Origin of the sequence: Burkholderia sp. ABCPW 11, from assembly GCF_001523445.1 — a bacterium.
Classification (GTDB): domain Bacteria; phylum Pseudomonadota; class Gammaproteobacteria; order Burkholderiales; family Burkholderiaceae; genus Burkholderia.
In genome coordinates this window covers 123518-143377 of the sequence record NZ_LOVM01000074.1, presented here as the reverse complement: position 1 = coordinate 143377, position 19860 = coordinate 123518, and the positions used below count along the sequence as shown (strand labels likewise).

Sequence of the window (19860 nt, the reverse complement as noted above, 5' to 3'; positions counted from 1 at the left end):
CCGTCGTCGCAATTGGCTCGACACCGACCGAAACATCGATCGACCGGATCGGCGGGCAATAGATCGGCTGAAGTCTCCGCCTTGTCCGCAGGCTCGAGGAAATGGCTTTCGCCTGGCGGTCACGTGTCGGAAGGCCGTTTCGTCAATCCTCGATCGCGAAGCGTGGCGCCGTCGGCTTCTTCAGAACGTACCGGTCACGATAGTCAACGCCCATCGTCGGCGATCGGCTCTCGACGGACGGTCGAAGGTGACGCGGCAACGGCGCCGGCCGCCGCTCCCGCGTCACTGCCCGCGCTGCGGTTCGAACACGAACGGTTGGGTCAGCAAGAAAGGATTCGCCGTCGCGCCAGTCTGCACGCACGTGGCGTGCGTCATCGCTTCGACGGCCGCGCGATCGGCCGCCGCATTGCGGCTGCTCGTCGTCACGGTGACGTTCTGCGCTTCGCCGGACGTCGTCATCAACGCACGCACCAGCACGGTCGCCGGACGCGTGAGCGGCTTCGCCGTATCCGGATAGACGGCACGCGGAATGTGGCAGGTCAGCTTGCTTTCCTGCGACGACGACAGCATCGCGCAGCCGGAAAACAGCATCGCGACGGCGGGCAGGATCAGGTAGGTCGAGCGAATGGCCATGGTCGAATATCGTTCTTCAGCACTGTTCTAGGCACACGCGCCGCGCGACGGAAGCCTTCCGCGCCCGCATCGCGTGTGTCGCACTGCGCCGCGGCCATCGGACCGGCGCCCCGTTACGGCCGCACGGCCGAGCGACGCTCGACCGCGATCCTGCTCGGCGAAATGCCCGAATAGCCGGGAAGTTTTCCGTGTTCGCGCCGGCTACGCCCCGCGCCGGCGCGCACGCCGGCGCTTTCGCGCATTGTGCACGCGCCGCCCGGCCAGCGGCGGCGATTTGACAATGGTTGACGCGAATCGCCGCTCATTCGACCGGAATCCGCGCGATCCGCGACGTAATCGATGGCCGACCGGAGCGGCACGCTACGCGCCGCGTCGTGTTGCGCCGACGTCAGCCGCCTTCGGCGCGACGCAACGGACACCGGCATTCCCCGTTCCGGCGTGCGCGACATGCACGACGTGCGTCAATCCGAATCGTCGTCGTCCGATTCGTCGCCCTCGTCGGCCGGCGCGTCCCCGTACTTCGCGACGACAGCCGCCCTGAACGCTTTCAGCGCCGGCTCCTGGTCGCACAGCTTGTACAACGAGGCCAGTTGCTGCGGCCAGTCCTTCAATTCCTTCGCGAACACATGCAGGCGCGCGACGGTATCGAGAGCGTCGGCTTCGCGGCCGGCCAGCGCCTGCAGTACCGCGTAACGGCGCAGCACCGTCTCGCCCGGGAGCAGCGCGATCGCGCGCTCGTGCGCGGCGAGCTTGGCCGGCAAATCGTCCGGCGAAATCGGGAGCAGCGTCGCCGCACCGTAATCGCCCCACGCGCCGAACAGCAGCGACGGCGCATCGCGGTACTGCGCGGCCGGGCTGCTGCCGTAATAGAGCACTTCCGCGCGCTGGTAGTCGCGCAGCACCGGCACCGCCGCCAGCACGCCGCCGAACGACAGCACCGCGAACAGCCCGAATGCCGCCCGCCCCGGCAGGATGCGTAGCGGCTTCACCTCGAGCAGCCCGATCACGAACATCGCCGGCAGCAGGAAGAACATGTATTGCTGCGGATATTCGACGAGCGCATGCATCAGCAGGATGCCGATCAGCGCGAAACCGAACACGCGCATGCTCGACTGCGGCGCCCGCACCGCGCGCACGAACCACGTGACGAGCGCGACGGCGAGCACGCCGAGCCCGACGAGACCGGACTTCGCGAGCAGGTCGATGAAGATGTCGTGCGAATTGTTCGCGATCTCGACGCCGCCGAGCGTGCGCACGAGCGCAAACTGGTGCGACGGGAATTCGCCCCAACCGACTCCGAGCAGCGGATGCTCGCGGAACATCGCGAGCCCGTACTTCCACAACGCGAGGCGCGGCGCGATCTGCCCGGCATCGCGCATCCGGTCGGCTGCCGACTCCGCGAGATTCAGGTGGTAGTGCACGTTGGCCCAGCGCACCGCGACATTCACCGCGACGAACGCGACGGCGAGCACGACCGGTATCAGCCACGCACGCGCATTGCCCGGCGTGCGGCGCGATTCGACCCACGCCATCCAGAAGCCTGCGACGACCATCACCGCGACCTGCAGCCACGGCCCGCGCGACACCGTCAGCGCGAGACCGACCGACAGCACGAGCGACAGCGCGAGCCACGCCCACACCGCGAGCCGGCGAGTCTGCACCAGATACAGCGCGCCCGCGAGCGCAAAGGCGATGTAGCTGGCCAGGTGATTCGCCTGCGCCATGTTGCCGTACGGGCGGCGGTCGACCGCGATGTTGTACACCACGACGAACGGCGACACGGCCGACTCGAGGTGGAACAACTGCACGATCTGGGTACCGACCGCGAACACGCCGCCGACGAGCAGCGCACCGGCCATCATCCGCGACACGGTTTCCGCCATGCCGTCGCGCGCAAGCGCGTAGCCGGCCTGCATTGCAACCAGCGCGGCCGCGAGATAACCGACCGCCAGCCAGTTCATCGACGGCACCTTGAGCGGGATCAGCGCGACCTGCGCGATCAACACCGCCGCGAAGCCGAGCGGCGCGGCGAACGCAGCCGGCGCGGCAAACGGCTGGGCCGGCCGGCCGGTGCGCGCAAGCAGCACGACGGATATGCCCACCAGCAGATACAGCACCAGCGCGGAAAACTCGGAATAGAAGGTCGGGATCGGATACGTGTGATTCGTGATCGCGTACGGCACGATCAGGGCGACAGCCAGCGCAACGAGCGACAACGAACGGGAAAAAGTAGAAGGCATGAGCGAACCGGATGTCAGCAACCGGCGCACTATACAAAACTTTCCCTGCTCTGTGCGGGGCTGTCGCTGCGCGAGCCGGCGCGGCGCCGCAGCCCCCGCCGGCCGAATCGGCGGGCGGCGGGCCGCATGCGCGGCCGCCCTCCTTCTGCGCCAGCCTTACGCGCGGCACTCCGCCGGTGCATATTTCGCGGGCAGCGTCGCGGCGGCGCCAGGCAACGGCCCCGCTCCCGGTGCCGGCAGCGACGACGCGTCCTTGCCGGCGGCGAAGCATTCCCATGCAATCGCGCCCGCCTGTATCGCCCCCTTTTTGAGCGGCACGCGCGCGGTGGGCGCATCGGCCTTGTCCGGCGCAGACGGCACGAGCACCAGCGTATTCGCGCCGGCCGCGGCGACGCGCGCGGTGAACGCGACCGTGATCTGGCCGGTCGCGCCGTCGATCGTGACGGATTCGACGTTGCGGGTCGCGGCAGGCGGGCTATAGCCGCCGTCGAGGCTCGCGCCGCTCGCGGCATTGTCGGCAACCGCGAGCCGCGCGGACGACGCGAGCGCCAGCCCCTCGCCGACGCGCGACCGCGCGAGGTAATCCTGGTACGCGGGAATCGCATAGGCCGCGACGACGCCGACGATCGCCAGCACGATCATCAGTTCGATCAGCGTGAAGCCGGCCGGCCGCCAGCGCGGCGACGGCCGACTCGCGCGCCGGAGATCGGCGGCAACGCGACGGAACAGGGAAACGGAAAAGGCTTCGAACATGACAGGCTCCGGAAACGAAAAACGCCTGCCGATACAGGCAGGCGTCTCGATCGTAGCCAGCGGGCCGCGAGGCCGGCAGTCGGCCGGATGGCCAGTCAATCGTCAATGCGCGTGCGGCACGCTGCGGCGTTTCCTGAGCGCGTAACCGATCGCGACGACGAACAGCGCGCCGGCGATGCTCGCGCCGTATACCACCGACGGCGTATCGAGCACCGGCCAGCGGTCGCCGACCGGGTCGTTCACGATCAGCCCGCCCGCGATCCAGCCGAGCAGCCCGGCGCCGAACGCCACGACGACCGGGAAACGATCGAGCAGCTTCAGCACCAGCGTGCTGCCCCATACGATGATCGGCACGCTGACGACGAGCCCGAATATCACGAGCGCGATCCGGTGCGACGGATCGGCCTGCTCGGCCGCGCCGGCGATCGCGATCACGTTGTCGAGGCTCATGACCGCATCGGCGATCACGATCGTCTTGACGGCGTCCCACAGCCGGTCGGCCGGCTTGATGTCGTCGTGCGCGTCGGCGGCCGGCGCCATCAGCTTGATGCCGATCCACAGCAGCAGCAGCCCGCCGCCGAGCTTCAGGAACGGCACGTCGAGCAGCGCGACCGCGAACGTGATCAGCGCGACACGCAGCAGGATCGCCCCCGCGGTGCCCCAGACGACCCCGCGCAGCCGCTGGTTCGCCGGCAGGTTGCGGCACGCAAGCGCGATCACGACCGCGTTGTCGCCGCCGAGCAGGATATCGATGATGACGATCTGGAGAATGGCGCCCCAGTGCAGCGAGGTCAGGAATTCGAGCATGGCGGTGAGGAAAGGACGGCGGCCGCCTCGCGGGCGACCCGGTTCATCGCCGGCACATGCAGGACGCATGCCCGGTGCTTACGAATTCATTGCGCGAGCATAACAAAAAACGCCGGCAAAGCCGGCGTTTTTTACAGGACGAGCCCAGTGGAAACAATTACAGCGCCTTCTTCAGCAGACGGCCCATTTCCGACGGGTTGCGCGTAACGGTGATGCCGCACGCTTCCATGATTTCCAGCTTCGCTTCGGCCGTATCCGCACCGCCCGAGATCAGCGCGCCGGCGTGGCCCATGCGCTTGCCCGGAGGCGCCGTGACGCCGGCGATGAAGCCGACGACCGGCTTCTTCATGTTGTCCTTGATCCATTCGGCGGCGTTGGCTTCGTCCGGACCGCCGATTTCGCCGATCATCACGACCGCATCCGTATCCGGATCGTCGTTGAACATCTTCATCACGTCGATGTGCTTCAGACCGTTGATCGGGTCGCCGCCGATACCGACTGCCGACGACTGGCCGAGGCCGAGTGCCGTCAGTTGGGCGACCGCTTCATACGTCAGCGTGCCCGAACGCGACACGACGCCGATGCGGCCCTTGCGGTGGATGTGACCCGGCATGATGCCGATCTTCAGTTCGTCCGGCGTGATCGTGCCCGGGCAGTTCGGCCCGAGCAGCAGCGTCTTGCGGCCTTCGCGACGCATGCGGTCCTTCACTTCGATCATGTCACGCACGGGAATGCCTTCCGTGATGCAGATCGCGAGATCCAGATCGGCTTCGACCGCTTCCCAGATCGCAGCGGCTGCGCCTGCCGGCGGAACGTAGATGACCGACACGGTCGCGCCGGTTTCCGCCTTCGCTTCCTTGACGCTCGCGTAGATCGGAATGCCTTCGAAATCTTCGCCGGCCTTCTTCGGGTTCACGCCCGCGACGAATGCTTCGCGGCCGTTTGCGTATTCACGGCAGGCGCGCGTATGGAACTGACCGGTTTTGCCGGTAATGCCCTGCGTGATGACCTTCGTGTCCTTGTTGATCAGAATCGACATGTATTTTGACCTCTGTTCGATCGGCGTCGCGTGCAAACCGCGCCGCCATACGTGTTCATTAGCGCGCCAAGAAAACGCCGGGCCGCCCCAAGTTTTCTTGACTCCCCGGGGGCCTGGCGCATAGCGCCAGGTCTGGGGGCGCTTCTTTACTTGCCCGCGGCAGCCGCAACGACCTTCTGCGCAGCCTCTTCCATGCTGTCGGCCGAGATGATCGGCAGGCCCGAATCGGCCAGCATCTTCTTGCCGAGGTCTTCGTTCGTGCCCTTCATGCGCACGACGAGCGGCACGTTCAGGTTCACGGCCTTCGAACCGGCGATCACGCCTTCCGCGATCACGTCGCAGCGCATGATGCCGCCGAAGATGTTCACGAGGATCGCCTTCAGGTCCGGGTTCTTCAGCATCAGCTTGAACGCTTCGGTGACCTTCTCGGTGGTCGCGCCACCGCCGACGTCCAGGAAGTTCGCCGGCTCGCCGCCGAACAGCTTGATGGTGTCCATCGTCGCCATCGCGAGGCCTGCGCCGTTCACGAGGCAGCCGATGTTGCCGTCGAGCGAGATGTACGCGAGGTCGAACTTCGACGCTTCGATTTCAGCCGGATCTTCTTCGTCCAGATCGCGGTACGCGACGATTTCCGGGTGGCGGAACAGCGCGTTCGAGTCGAAGTTGAACTTGGCGTCGAGTGCGGTGACCTTGCCGTCGCCGGAGACGTTCAGCGGGTTGATTTCAGCCAGCGATGCGTCGGTTTCCCAGAATGCCTTGTACAGGCCTTGCAGGATCGCGCGCGCTTGCGGGATCGAAGCGGCCGGCACGCCGATCTTCGCGGCGAGGTCGTCGGCCTGGGCGTCCAGCAGGCCCGTCGACGGCTCGACGATGACCTTGTGGATCAGTTCCGGATGCTTTTCGGCGACTTCCTCGATGTCCATGCCGCCTTCGCTCGAACCCATCAGCACGATCTTTTGCGAGATACGGTCGACGACGAGGCTGACGTACAGTTCCTGCTTGATGTCGGCGCCTTCCTCGATCATCAGGCGGTTGACCTTCTGGCCTTCCGGGCCCGTCTGGTGCGTGACGAGCTGCATGCCGAGGATCTGGTTCGCGTATTCGCGCACCTGTTCGATCGACTTCGCCACCTTCACGCCGCCGCCCTTGCCGCGGCCACCCGCGTGAATCTGAGCCTTCACGACCCAAACCGGGCCGCCGAGCTCTTCCGCCACCTTGACGGCCTCGTCAACCGAGAACGCCGGCTTGCCGCGCGGTACCGCGACGCCGAATTTCCGCAGGATTTCCTTACCCTGGTACTCGTGAATCTTCATGCGTGATTCCCTTCAGTCTGAGAGTTGGATGAAATGTCGCTTGAGACGCTTCTTCGAATGATTTCCGTTCATTCCTTCGTGCTGCCTTCACCGGGCAGATCCGGCTGAATCGGGCCATACCAGCGCGGGTAGTACTGCCGCACGACCTCGCCGTCGAATCGCAGCGCTCGGCAGCGGCCGAGCTGAAACGGCGGTTCGGCGTGCACGCCGTCATTGGCCGGCCCTTCGCCGCCCTCCTCGCGCACGTTCCACACGTCACCGGCGAACGCCTGGATCGCGGCCGTCGGCAGCACGGCGCACAGTTCGGTGAGATGGGAACAGCCTGCGACGCCGGCGAGCAGCCGGTTCGCGTTGCGGCGGAAATTGCGGAAGAGATTGAGCCCGATGAGGGCCCGATAGGCAGGCGGGGCGGATTGACAGTGACCGGGATAGGGCACCCATTCCGAAGACGCTTCGGCGTCGACGACATTGAGGTCACGATCGATGGTCACGCGCAGCCAGAGTTCGTGGATCGGCAGGCCCTGGGGCCGGATGCCCGACGCAAGCGCGACATCGCGCGGCTTGTGGTCGGTCAGGCAGGCTTCGATGTCCCACAAGCCGTCGCCGCGCTCGTAGGCTTCCGCTCGGATTGCGCGTCGATGTCGCAACTGACGGGGCACGGGCTCGGATAGCGGCATGCTGGAGGTTGAGGCCGAAGAGGAAAACCCGTGGATTTTAGCATATCGGGTATTTGAGACAGTTTGCCGCGACGGCGGGTATTCCCGCCTGCCGGAAGCGGTTGCAATGCAGCAAAATCGCGCGCCACGCGCGCGACCGGGCGCGTCAGTCGTCGATCGGGAAATCGTCGCCGACTTTCAGCAACTTCACGATGGTCGCACTCGAGAAGCCGCGCGCGGCAAGGAAACGCGCCTGCTTCGCGCGCTCCGCGGGCGTTTGCGGCAGTGCACCGAATTTCTTGCGCCAGACGGCCTGCGCGCGCGTCAATTCGGTCTCGCGCAATTGGGCATGCACCTCTTCGACGAGACCGTCGCCGACCGCATGTCGCTTCAGCTCGCTGACGATGCGCGCGACGCCGACGCGCGACGCGCGACGATGTACGAGGCTCTCGGCGAAGCGCGCGTCGGACAGCCAGCCTTCCTTTTCCAGCGCATCGAGCACCGGCTCGACGGCTTCGTCCTCGCCGACGTAGGGGGCGAGCTTGCGCGCGAGCTCCGCACGGCTGTATTCGCGCCTCGACAGATAGCCGAGCGCGCGCCCCTTCAATGAGCGCGGCGGCTTCGACGACTTACGCTCGCCGGCGCCCGGCGCGTCGCTTGAAGCAGCGCCCGACGGCGCACCGGCTGCACGGCGTGTACGGCGCGGATGCTGGCTGCTGCGCGTATAGACATCTTCTGCCGCGGGCGAATCGGCTGTGCGATCGCCCGGGAAACGGACACCGGACACGCGACGGCGCGAGCGATCGTGTGCATCGAACGACTCGTCGTCGTCGAACGGATCGTCCGGTACGGCAATCTCAAACGAAACGAGGGCATCGTCGGATGCCCTCGTCGCGGTGCGGTTCGCGTCGTTGCCGCCTGCGTCGCGCCGGTCGGCGCCCGAGGATCCGGTTCGCCGGCCGGAGCGCCCCGCCCTTTCGGGCATGTCGCGCTCCTCCGGCTCGCCAGTCTGACCTCGGCGCGCAATCATTACTCTTCTTCGTCCAACGCCTCGGCTTCGTTGCCTACGCCATCGGGCATGCTGACGACACCGAGCGATTCGCGGATGCGGTTCTCGATCTCGCGCGCGATTTCCGGATTTTCGCGCAGGAATTCACGCGCGTTGTCCTTGCCCTGGCCGATCTTCTCGCCGTTGTAGCTGTACCAGGCGCCGGCCTTGTCGACGATCTTCGCCTGCACGCCGAGATCGATGATCTCGCCCTGACGTGAAATGCCCTCGCCATACAGGATGTCGAAGATCGCCTCGCGGAACGGCGGCGACACCTTGTTCTTGACGACCTTCACGCGGGTTTCGTTGCCGATTACCTCGTCGTTCTTCTTGATCGAGCCGATCCGGCGGATGTCGAGGCGCACCGACGCATAAAACTTGAGCGCGTTGCCGCCCGTCGTGGTTTCGGGGTTGCCGAACATCACGCCGATCTTCATCCGGATCTGGTTGATGAAGATCACGAGGCAGTTCGTGCGCTTGATCGTGCCGGTGAGCTTGCGCAGCGCCTGCGACATCAGGCGCGCCTGCAGACCCGGCAGCGAATCGCCCATCTCGCCTTCGATTTCGGCCTTCGGCACGAGCGCCGCGACCGAGTCGATGACGATCATGTCGATCGAACCCGAGCGCACCAGCGCGTCGGTGATTTCCAGCGCCTGCTCGCCGGTATCCGGCTGCGAGATCAGCAGTTCCGGCACATTGACGCCGAGCTTGGACGCGTACTGGACATCGAGCGCGTGCTCGGCGTCGATGAAGGCGGCCGTGCCGCCCAGCTTCTGCAGCTCGGCGATGACCTGCAGCGTGAGCGTGGTTTTACCGGACGATTCCGGACCGTAAATCTCGACCACCCGGCCGCGCGGCAGGCCGCCGACGCCGAGCGCGATATCGAGACCCAGCGAGCCCGTGGAGACGACCTGGATGTCCTCGGCCGCTTCGCCGTCGCCCATCCGCATGATCGACCCTTTGCCGAACTGCTTCTCGATCTGTGCGAGTGCGGCCGCCAGCGCCTTGCTCTTCTCGGCGGTCATCCCGGAGCCCTTCTTGCTATCTTCCATGAATCGTCCTTTGCTATGATGAGCAGCGTCTGTCAGAGGCGCGCCCGCTTCAAGCGCTGCCCACGAATGCAGACACTGTATAAAAAAACAGTGTTTTATGCAAGCCCGCAATGCAGGCTGCGTTGTACACGGATAATTTCGGAGACAGCCGCGCCGGCATGCACGCCCGCCGGCCATCGGTCAGCAACATGCGAATCCTCATCGCCGAAGACGACAGCATACTCGCGGACGGCCTCACCCGGTCACTCCGCCAATCGGGCTATGCCGTCGATCACGTGAAGAGCGGCGTCGACGCCGACACCGCGCTGTCGATGCAGACTTTCGACCTGCTGATCCTCGATCTCGGGCTGCCGAAAATGTCCGGGCTCGACGTGCTCAAGCGCCTGCGCGCGCGCAATTCCAATCTGCCCGTGCTGATCCTGACCGCCGCCGACAGCGTCGACGAACGCGTGAAGGGGCTCGACCTCGGCGCCGACGACTACATGGCCAAGCCGTTCGCGCTCAACGAGCTCGAGGCGCGCGTGCGCGCGCTGACCCGGCGCGGTGCCGGCGGCGGCCCGACCGTCGTGCGCCATGGCTCGCTCGCGTTCGACCAGGTCGGCCGCATCGCGTACGCGAACGATCACGTGCTCGATCTCTCCGCGCGCGAACTCGGCCTGCTCGAGGTGCTGCTGCAGCGGATCGGCCGCCTCGTGTCGAAGGAACAGCTCGTCGATCATCTGTGCGAATGGGGCGAGGAAGTCAGCAACAACGCGATCGAAGTCTACGTGCACCGGCTGCGCAAGAAGATCGAACCGAGCGGCGTGCGGATCTCGACCGTGCGCGGCCTCGGCTATTGCCTCGAGAAGGTCGCGCCCGCGACGCCGGCCGACACGGCGGCGCCCCAGCCCGCGGCGGCCGGCACGCCGCTGCGCTGACACCGCGCGGCGCCGCGATGGCCACGCCGGCCCATTCCCGCCACCCGACCGGCTCGCCGTCGTCGGCTGCCGACGAGGCGCGCGACGCGCGCTACGAGAACCCGTTCGCGCCGCCCGACGAAACCGAATCGCCCGAAACGCCGCGCCCGCGCTCGCTGTTCGGCGAAATCCTCGACTGGATGCTCGCGCCGCTGCTGCTGCTGTGGCCGATGAGCATCGCCGTCACCTATCTCGTCGCGAAGACGATCGCGAACAGCCCGTTCGACCGCGCGCTCGAGACCAACGCGTACGTGCTTGCGCGGCAGATCCATCCGGTCAACGGCGTCGCCGAGCTGACGCTGCCGGAGCAAACGCGCGACTTCCTGCGCGCGGACAACATCGACAGCGTCTACTTCCAGGTGCTCGGCACGCGCGGCGAGCTGGTCGCGGGCGAGGCCGACATGCCGCTGCCGCGCGACGAGGACCGCCCGCCGCCGGGCGTCGTCGTGTTCCGCGACGACCTGCTGCGCGGTAACGACGTGCGCGTCGCGTATACGACGGTCGCGCTGCCGCAGGCGAGCGGTGCGCAGCCCGTGCTCGTGCAGGTCGGCGAGACGCTCGACAAGCGCAACGCGCTCGCGAACGACATCATCAAGGGCGTGATCCTGCCGCAATTCGTGATCCTGCCGCTCGCGATCCTGCTCGTCTGGTTCGGGCTGTCGCGCGGGCTCGCGCCGCTCAACGCGCTGCAGGCGCACATTCGCGCGCGGCGGCCCGACGACCTGTCGCCCGTCGAGGCGCAGCGCGCGCCGCCCGAGATCGAACCGCTCGTCACGTCGTTCAACGACCTGCTCGCGCGCCTCGAACAGAACATGGCGCTGCAAAAACGCTTCATCGCCGACGCCGCGCACCAGATGAAGACGCCGCTCGCGGGCCTGCGCACGCAGGCCGAGTTCGCGCTGCGCCACCCGGTGCCGCCCGACGTGCAGCGCTCGCTCGAGCAGATCGCGACGAGCTCCGAACAGGCCGCGCGGCTCGTCACGCAACTGCTGGCGCTCGCGCGCGCCGAGAACCGCGCGAGCGGGCTCACGTTCGAGCCGGTCGAGATCGCCGCGCTCGCGCGGCGCACGGTGCGCGACTGGGTACAGGCCGCGCTCGCGAAACGCATGGATCTCGGGTACGAAGGCCCGGACGACGACGCGCCGCTCGATGTCGACGGCAACCCGGTAATGCTGCGCGAGATGCTCGGCAACCTGGTCGACAACGCGATCCGCTATACGCCGGAAGGCGGCCGCATCACCGTGCGCGTGCGGGCCGAGCCCGCCGCGCGGCTCGTGCATCTCGAAGTCGAAGATACCGGCCCCGGCATCCCGGCCGGCGAGCGCGAGCGCGTCGTCGAGCGCTTCTACCGGATCCTCGGCCGCGAAGGCGACGGCAGCGGCCTCGGGCTCGCGATCGTGCGCGAGATCGCCACGCAGCACGGCGGCACGCTGACGCTCGACGATCACGTCTACCAGCACGCGCCGCGCCTCGCCGGCACGCTCGTGCGCATCAGCCTGCCGCTCGCCGCCCCCGCCCCGGATTAACCCTGACGCGCGCCGCCGCGGCTCGGCGCAAACACGTCGAAACCGGCGATTTACCGGCCGTTCGCACCACGATCGGCCCGCGAAGCAGCCGATTCGACACGGGTTAACGCGCAGTCGTTTTGTACGCGCGAGTCAGTGCGCCGTAAGTTTCCGTGCCAATAATCGTCGACAGGCCCGCCCCTCCCAAGGCGGCCGCACATCTATATCAAGGGACTTGGAGACGATTCATGGCAACGTTAGGCGGGCAAATTTCGCACTCGCCGATGACGGGCGAAGAGAAGAAGGTGATCTTCGCGTCGTCGCTCGGCACCGTGTTCGAGTGGTACGACTTTTACCTGGCCGGCTCGCTCGCGGCCTACATCAGCAAGAGCTTCTTCTCCGGCGTCAATCCGACCGCCGCGTTCATCTTCACGCTGCTCGGCTTCGCCGCCGGCTTCGCAGTGCGGCCGTTCGGCGCGATCGTGTTCGGCCGGCTCGGCGACCTCGTCGGCCGCAAGCACACGTTCCTCGTGACGATCGTGATCATGGGCGTCTCGACGTTCGTGGTCGGCTTCCTGCCCGGCTACGCGTCGATCGGCATCGCCGCCCCCGTGATCTTCATCGCGATGCGGCTGCTGCAGGGCCTCGCGCTCGGCGGCGAGTACGGCGGCGCGGCGACCTACGTCGCCGAGCACGCGCCGGCCAACCGGCGCGGCTTCTACACCGCATGGATCCAGACGACGGCCACGCTCGGCCTGTTCCTGTCGCTGCTCGTGATCCTCGGCGTGCGCACGTTCGTCGGCGAGGAGGCGTTCGGCAACTGGGGCTGGCGCGTGCCGTTCGTCGCGTCGATCCTGCTGCTCGCGGTGTCGGTGTGGATTCGGCTGCAACTGAACGAATCGCCGGTGTTCCTGCGCATCAAGGCGGAGGGGAAAACGTCGAAGGCGCCGCTGACCGAAGCGTTCGGCCAGTGGAAGAACCTGAAGATCGTGATCCTCGCGCTCGTCGGCCTGACGGCCGGCCAGGCCGTCGTGTGGTACACGGGCCAGTTCTACGCGCTGTTCTTCCTCACGCAGACGCTGAAGGTCGACGGCGCCAGCGCGAACATCCTGATCGCGATCGCGCTCCTGATCGGCACGCCGTTCTTCCTGTTCTTCGGTTCGCTGTCGGACAAGATCGGCCGCAAGCCGATCATCCTCGCGGGCTGCCTGATCGCGGCGCTGACCTACTTCCCGCTGTTCAAGGCGCTCACGCACTACGCGAATCCGCAGCTCGAACTCGCGACGCAGAAGGCGCCGATCACGGTCGTCGCCGATCCGGCCACCTGCTCGTTCCAGTTCAACCCGGTCGGCACGTCGAAGTTCACCAGCTCGTGCGACATCGCGAAGAGCGCGCTCGCGAAGGCCGGCCTGAACTACGAGAACGTCGCGGCGCCGGCCGGAACGCCGGCCGAGATCAAGGTCGGCGACACGGTGATCCAGACCTACGACGGCAAGGCGGCCGACGCGAAGGCGCAGGGCGCGGCGTTCGACAAGACGCTCGCGGCGACGCTGAAGGGGGCCGGCTACCCGGCGAAGGCCGACCCGGCGCAACTGAACTGGCCGATGACGATCGTGATCCTGACGATCCTCGTGATCTACGTGACGATGGTCTACGGCCCGATCGCCGCGATGCTGGTCGAGATGTTCCCGACGCGGATCCGCTACACGTCGATGTCGCTGCCCTATCACATCGGCAACGGCTGGTTCGGCGGCTTCCTGCCCGCGACCGCGTTCGCGATCGTCGCGGCGAAGGGCAACATCTATTCGGGACTCTGGTATCCGATCGTGATCGCGCTGGCTACCTTCGTGATCGGCCTGCTGTTCGTCAAGGAGACGAAGGACTCGGACATCTACGCGCAGGATTGATGTTGTGCGTGGAGCGGGGAGACGGCATGTGTTCCTGCGACCGCCCCCCGCCTGCAGTGAAGGCCGACACAGGCCGGCGGCAACTTTTTTCGGGAAAGATGGAAAAAGGTATTGACAGCCGGCCAGCCGATCGACATAATTCAAGTCTTCGGCGAATTAGCTCAGTCGGTTAGAGCGACGGAATCATAATCCGCAGGTCCGGGGTTCGAATCCCTGATTCGCCACCAAATGCAGAAAGGGCCCAGCGCAAGCTGGGCCCTTTTTCTTTGCTCCGCAAAACCCACCCGCGCTCCGCAAACAGCATGCGGCTGCAACACCAGCATCGCCAATCCTAACCTCGCGGCTCCGCACACGGGTTATCCGGAATCTGACTGGCCTGCTGCAGCCGGCCTATCGAAGTTCGCAACAACGGTTCCTTTTTCTAGCGCCCACAACGCGGCAGCTCTCGCTTCGCACGCCCTATCTTGCGATGCCGTTCGCTCTGGACCGACCGCAACGGCGCCCGTAACGACCTTGGCGGAGGTGCCGGCATAGGTCTTCGATTTCTTCTGCCTGGTCTTATAGCCGTGCCTGCCGCCCCATCGATCACCCCGACGACCACGCGCTCCGCTGCCCCTCGATCGCCCGCTCCGGAATGCATTGCGCCTCGCGGATCGTATAAGGCCTGCCCCGCCTGATTCTGGCTGGAACAGGATTTGTCCTATTGCTCGGTCGACATCCCCAACTTTCCCAGGCCGGCCGCGAGCCTGAGGCGCGCCGTTCGCCATTTCGCCACGGCGAGCACACGCTGCTTGCGCGCATCGACAAGCGCCGTCTGCGCATTCAGCAACTCGGTGAAGCTGCCGACGCCTTCCTTGTAACGCCCGCTCGCCACGTCCAGCGAGCGCTGCGCGTCGTCCAGCAGCGCACCGGACGTGGTCAGATTCGTGGTATCGGCTCGCAATTCCTGATAGCTCTTCCACACGTCGAGCGACACCTGCAGCTCGGCATTGCGCAGCTCCGCCTCCTGCCCGTCGGCCTGAGCCTCGGCCCGAGCGACACGATAGCGGGACGCAAAGCCCTCGAACAACGGAATCGTCACCTGGATGCCGATCGAGCTGCCGTGGCTACGCGAAATCGGAAACGATTCGGGTTGCTGTTGGTACGACGGATTGTTTCGCGTCAGACTGCCGGTCAGCGATACCGTCGGCCGGCCCTGCGCGCGGGCGGCGTCGACGTCCGCGCGCGCCGAGTCCAGTCGCGCGCGAGCTTCCAGAAGCTTCGGATTGCGATCCATTGCTTCCGCGATCAGGCGATCGACGTCTTCGACGTCCGCCACCTTCTGAATGGACTTCGTCGCGGCGATCCGAAACGGCGTGTTCGCATTGCGTCCCATCGCGACCGCGAGCGCGCCTGCCGCCACCTGTGCATCACCTTCGGCGCCGACACGATCGAGCACCGCTCGGCGATACAGTGTCTGCGCCTGCAACTGGTCGCTCAGCGTGCCGGCGCCGCCGTCGTGTTTCGCCGTGGCCGCCGCAAGGCTGTCGCTCGCGATGCGTTCCGCCTGCTTCGCCGCATCGACGGATGCTCGCGCGCTCTGCACCGCGTAGTACGCTTGTGCGGCATTGAAAAATACCGTCTGCAATGCGTCGCTTTGCGCGTCGTTGGCCGCCGCGAGCAATGCGCGCGCCCGCCGCAGCGCAGCGCCTCGCTTGCCGAAATCGAGCAATACCCAGCTCAGGTTGAGCGTGCCGTACTTGCTGGTCGATTTCTGCGACTGGCTCTGCGAACCGAGACCGAGCGCGCTGTAGTCGTAGGTCGTCGACAGCGTATCGCGCTGGACACCTGCCGTCCCGTTCAGCGTCGGCAGGTACGCCGCTTCGGCGATGCCGACGGCGGCCGCCTGCGCACGCGCGTTCGCCCATGCCTGACGTGCCTGCGGATGCGTGCAGATCGCCTGCAGGATCGCATCGTCGAGCTCGAGTGGACGGTCGTCCGGTATCGGGCTGCACGACGCGTCAACCAGCAGCGGCGTCGCGGGCCCGGCCGATACGTTCTCGCGTGTGCGAAACACATCGAGCATCTGCGCGTCGGCGACGGCTGCCCACGCAATCGCGGCCAGCAAAAGCAGGCGTTTCATCGGCCGGCCTCCTCCGCGGCGGTCGGGGACGGGCTCGACGCGAGCGGCGCCGTCGGCCGGTCGAGCACGATCCGTCCGCCGTTCAGCATGACGACGCGCCCGGCGGACGCGATCGTCTCCGGTCGGTGCGCGATGATCACGCGCGTCATCTGCAGCGCGCCGATAGCCGCGTTGACCTGCTGTTCGCGGTGCAGGTCGAGATGGCTCGTCGCCTCGTCGAGCACGAGGATCTTTGGCCGTTTGTAGAGCGCACGCGCGAGTAGCACGCGCTGCTTCTGGCCGCCGGACAGCACGGTGCCCATGTCGCCGACCAGCGTGTTGTAGCCCATCGGCATCGCGACTATGTCCGCATGCACGGCCGCGAGCCGAGCGCACTCGACGATCCACTGCGGGTCGGCATCCGGATCGAAGAAGCCGATGTTCTCGGCGATCGATCCCGCGAACAGCACGTCGTCCTGCAGAACGGTACCGACTAGCGCGCGCAGCCGCTCGAGCCCGAGCAGGCCGACGTCGACGCCGCCGATCCGCACGCAGCCTGCGGTCGGCTGCAGCACGCCGAGCAACACGTTGACGAGCGTCGTCTTGCCGCAGCCGGACGGCCCGGCGACCGCGACCGATTCGCCGGGTGCGATCGCGAACGAAACGCCGTCGAGCACCGTCGGCTCGTCGTCCGCATAGCGAAAGGCGATCGCGTCGAACTCGATGCTCGCCGCGAGATCGTCCGCTTCGCCCGGCACATGGCGCATGCTCGCATCGGGTTCCGGCTTCGCGAACACGATGTCGGCGAGTCGCTCGCCCTGCAGTTGCAGCATCTTGACCTCGAAGTACTTGTCGATCAGGCTGCCGACGCGGCCATCGAACTGCCCTTTGTATGCGTTGAACGCCATCAGTACGCCAACCGTGAACTGACCTTCCATTACCATCCTGGCGCCGAGCCAGATGATCAGCAGCCCCTCGATGCCGAACAGCAGCCCGTTGAGCTGCTGGTAGAGCAACTGCAGCTTCTGCGCGTGCAGCCCCGCATTGACCTGCTCGACCAGCAGCGACAGCCAGCTCGCACGGCGCTCGTGCTGCCGGCCGAACAGCTTGATCGTCTTCACGCCGCGCACGGTCTCGAGGAAGTGGCTCTGCTGCTTCGCGGCCCGCACGATCTGCTCCTCGGTCGCGCGGCGCAGCGGCCGGTACCAGAGCCAGCGCAGCAGCGCGTACAGGGTCATCGCCGCGAGTGCGACACAGCCGAGCACGCGGCTGTACACGAACATCATCGCGAGCGTGACGATCGTCATCAGGCCGTCAATCACCGCGGTGAGAAACGACGTGGTCAGCGTCTGCTGGATCGTGTCGATCGAGCCGAAGCGCGACACGACGTCGCCGAGGTGCCGCCGTTCGAAGTAGCGCACGGGCAGGCTCAGCAGATGCGTAAACACGTTCGCGCGCCACTGCACGTTCAGCATCGTGCCGAAATACATCAGCGCCCACGCACGAATCGCGCTCGTCGCCTGCTGCATCAGCAGCAACAGGCCGAAACCGAGTGCGAGGACGGTGAGGAGATCGCGGTCGGCGCCGACGATCACCTCGTCGATCACCCACTGCAGGAAGAAGGGCTGCACCAGCGCGAACACTTCGAGCGCGAGCGCGAGCACCAGCACCTGGCCGAGCGAGCGAGACAGCCCGGACACGGGGCCAAGCAGCGCGCGCAGCTTGACCGCGGGTGCCGCGTCGCGCGTCTCGAAACCGCTCGTCGGCCACAGCTCCAGCGCGACGCCGGTGAACGCGCGCGACAGCACGTCGAGCGGTACCTTACGGATACCCTGTGCTGGATCGTGAATCACCGCGCCCCTGCCGCTCACCTCCATCAACACGACGAAGTGATTGAAATTCCAGTGCAGGATGCAAGGCATCCGCAACTGGCCCAGCTGGTCGAGGTCGAGCTTGAGTGCGCGCGTGCCGAAATCGAGCCGATGTGCGATCTCGATGACACGGGCGAGGCCGGTGCCTTTGAGCGACACCGGAAAGCGGCCGCGCAGCGTCGCAAGGTCCACGTGATGGCCGTGGTAACCGGCGATCATTGCGAGACAGGCGAGCCCGCATTCGGTCGCTTCGGTCTGCAGGATCATCGGCAGCTTGCCGCCAACGCCGAACGAGAGACGGTCGAGGAAGGACATGATCGATACGTTCAGAATTTTCCGGTGAGGCTGTACAGCGGTTCGAGCACCCATTCGTACAGGCGGCGGCGCTCCTGCAGGATGTCGGCCTTCAGCGCCATGCCGGCCTGCAACGGCTGCGGCTTTCCGTAGGCCGTCACGTGCTCGGATGCCAGCGCGGCGGTGATACGGTAGAACGAGCCTTCGCCGGCCGCGGGCGCGCCGCTCGTCGACAGTTCGGCCGTCGACAGCGCTGTGCGCGCGATCGACGTCACGCGTGCGCGATACTGGCCGAACTTCTGGTACGGATAAGCCTGATAGCGCACCAGCACGGCATCGCCGACGTGCACGAAACCGACCGCCGCGCTGGGCACGAAAAGATTCGCCTGCCAGTGCGCCCCGTCCGGCACGATGCTCGCGACCGGATGCGCGGCGTCGATCATCTGCCCCGGCTCGGCGATCACGGCCGTCGCCACGCCGGTCTCCGGTGCGGTGACGACGATTTCGCGCTTCGCCTCGCTCTCGATCAACGCCTGCTCGACGTCGATCACGCTGCGATCGATCTGCGACAGCCGGTTCTGCTGCTTGAGCGGCAGGCCATTGAGCTCGTTTGCGGTCTCATCGAGCGCCTGCGACACATTCGCTCGGTCGCGCTGCAGGCCCAGCAGCTTCGATCGCTGATCGAGCAGATCGGCTTCGCGCTGCTGGAACTGGTCGGTCGAGATGTAGTCCTGCGTGAGCAGGCGTCGATAGCGCGCGACGCCGTCCGCGGCAATGGATGTGCGCGAGCGTTGCTCGGCGAGCTGATCGTCGATGCGCGAAAGTTCGGCACGCAGGCTCGCGAGCTTGGCCCGCAGCGTGTCGCGCTCGTCCTGCTGCAACAGCCGCGTCTTGTCGATCTCCTGCAGCAGCGACGACTTGCGCCGCCGCGCCTGGTCAATCAGCGCGGCCTGGGTCCGGCCTCCGAAGGCACTCTGCAGGTCGGTGGAAACCGTATACAGCACCATCCCGCGCGTCACGTGCTGTCCTTCGAGCACGGCCTTGCGCAGCACGATGCCCGGCTGCTGTGCATACACCTTGACGAGACCCGCGTCGGGCACGATCACGCCGTCGACCGTCGTTCGGCGCGTATAACTGCCGAACGCAAACAGCAGCATGACGCCAAGCGCCATGCAGACAGCCGCGGCCGCCAGGAACGTGAACGACACAGGACGCACCAGCACGATTTCGCCGAGCATCGATGTGCGTTGCGCTGCCCGCGCCTCCGGACGGAAAAGATTATCTATCGTCATAAGGCAATCGAGCTTTCCGACTGGGAATCGTTAGCCAACGAGAAGTTGAAATATTTAAACGAGCATTATTTACCTGAAATGCCAGCCCTCCAATGAGTAAAAATTCCCAGACCAATATACGAAACCGATTTCACAACCGACTCCAAATTCTTTTTATAGATAACCCATTCAATCACTCGCGATACATAAGATCCGTATCTTTTCACAACCCACCCCAGCCAGACGGCATGGACAGCATGCTTGAAATCATTGAATTCCATGCCGCAAACGAGTTTCATATTGCAGCAACCACCCATCAAGCGGCTCGGATTTTGAAAGTTTTCGACATACCCACCAATCCAGTCAACTCATTCAGCAATTTATAACTTTAATTCAAAGAAGAAAGATATATAA

General features: G+C 65.9%; 15 protein-coding genes and 1 tRNA gene. 4 read left to right on the top strand and 12 right to left on the bottom strand.

The features are described from left to right. Nucleotides 1-282 precede the first annotated feature (282 nt). The 9 genes from WS61_RS25355 to recA all read right to left on the bottom strand — a co-directional run bounded on the left by WS61_RS25355 (nt 283) and on the right by recA (nt 9541). Entirely contained in the window at nt 283-633 is a 351-nt protein-coding gene (locus tag WS61_RS25355; RefSeq protein WP_059504564.1) for a TonB family protein, read from the bottom strand. 461 nt (nt 634-1094) lie between these two features. Beyond that, nucleotides 1095-2873 (bottom strand): Wzy polymerase domain-containing protein, encoded by a 1779-nt coding sequence (locus tag WS61_RS25345; RefSeq protein WP_059504560.1) that lies wholly within the window; start codon nt 2871-2873, stop codon nt 1095-1097. Between the two features lie 156 nt (nt 2874-3029). Beyond that, nucleotides 3030-3626, bottom strand: coding sequence for a pilin (locus WS61_RS25340; RefSeq protein WP_059504558.1), 597 nt, complete (start codon nt 3624-3626; stop codon nt 3030-3032). A gap of 102 nt (nt 3627-3728) precedes the next feature. Then, entirely contained in the window at nt 3729-4433 is a 705-nt protein-coding gene (locus WS61_RS25335; RefSeq protein WP_034208295.1) for a TerC family protein, read from the bottom strand. 157 nt (nt 4434-4590) lie between these two features. Then, entirely contained in the window at nt 4591-5472 is an 882-nt protein-coding gene (gene sucD / locus WS61_RS25330) for a succinate--CoA ligase subunit alpha (protein ID WP_006477916.1), read from the bottom strand. Between the two features lie 146 nt (nt 5473-5618). Further along, nucleotides 5619-6785 (bottom strand): ADP-forming succinate--CoA ligase subunit beta, encoded by a 1167-nt coding sequence (gene sucC / locus WS61_RS25325; RefSeq protein WP_006477915.1) that lies wholly within the window; start codon nt 6783-6785, stop codon nt 5619-5621. Nucleotides 6786-6853: 68 nt separating this feature from the next. Continuing rightward, a complete protein-coding gene (locus WS61_RS25320; protein ID WP_059504556.1) occupies nt 6854-7462 on the bottom strand; it encodes a DUF2889 domain-containing protein in 609 nt (202 codons plus the stop codon). Nucleotides 7463-7607: 145 nt separating this feature from the next. Next, entirely contained in the window at nt 7608-8471 is an 864-nt protein-coding gene (gene recX / locus WS61_RS25315; RefSeq protein ID WP_059504554.1) for a recombination regulator RecX, read from the bottom strand. Continuing rightward, the gene (gene recA, locus WS61_RS25310; RefSeq protein WP_059504553.1) at nt 8471-9541 is read right to left on the bottom strand and encodes a recombinase RecA; all 1071 of its coding nucleotides are present in this window, start codon (nt 9539-9541) and stop codon (nt 8471-8473) included. The genes recX and recA overlap by 1 nt, the downstream gene beginning before the upstream one ends. 188 nt (nt 9542-9729) lie before the next feature. Here recA and WS61_RS25305 point away from each other — a divergent pair, with 188 nt between their 5' ends. The 4 genes from WS61_RS25305 (at nt 9730) to WS61_RS25290 (ending at nt 14136) form a co-directional block, all read left to right on the top strand. Next, nucleotides 9730-10458, top strand: coding sequence for a response regulator transcription factor (locus WS61_RS25305; protein WP_006497347.1), 729 nt, complete (start codon nt 9730-9732; stop codon nt 10456-10458). Nucleotides 10459-10475: 17 nt separating this feature from the next. Next, nucleotides 10476-12023 (top strand): sensor histidine kinase, encoded by a 1548-nt coding sequence (locus tag WS61_RS25300; protein ID WP_059504550.1) that lies wholly within the window; start codon nt 10476-10478, stop codon nt 12021-12023. A 227-nt stretch (nt 12024-12250) separates the two neighbouring features. Beyond that, on the top strand, nt 12251-13909 hold the full coding sequence (locus WS61_RS25295) for an MFS transporter (RefSeq protein WP_034208301.1): 1659 nt from the start codon (nt 12251-12253) through the stop codon (nt 13907-13909). Between the two features lie 150 nt (nt 13910-14059). After that, nucleotides 14060-14136, top strand: a tRNA-Met gene (locus tag WS61_RS25290). Nucleotides 14137-14609: 473 nt separating this feature from the next. On the opposite strand, the gene WS61_RS25285 is transcribed toward WS61_RS25290, so the two are convergent. Genes WS61_RS25285 through WS61_RS25275 form a run of 3 tightly spaced genes read right to left on the bottom strand, consistent with a single transcriptional unit; the run spans nt 14610 to nt 19467 of the window. After that, a complete protein-coding gene (locus tag WS61_RS25285; protein WP_059504548.1) occupies nt 14610-16031 on the bottom strand; it encodes a TolC family protein in 1422 nt (473 codons plus the stop codon). After that, nucleotides 16028-18196, bottom strand: coding sequence for a peptidase domain-containing ABC transporter (locus WS61_RS25280; RefSeq protein WP_059504546.1), 2169 nt, complete (start codon nt 18194-18196; stop codon nt 16028-16030). Before WS61_RS25280 ends, WS61_RS25285 begins: the two co-directional genes overlap by 4 nt. 11 nt (nt 18197-18207) lie before the next feature. Next, complete coding sequence (locus WS61_RS25275; RefSeq protein ID WP_059504544.1) at nt 18208-19467, bottom strand: HlyD family secretion protein; 1260 nt, start codon at nt 19465-19467, stop codon at nt 18208-18210. Nucleotides 19468-19860: the final 393 nt, after the last annotated feature.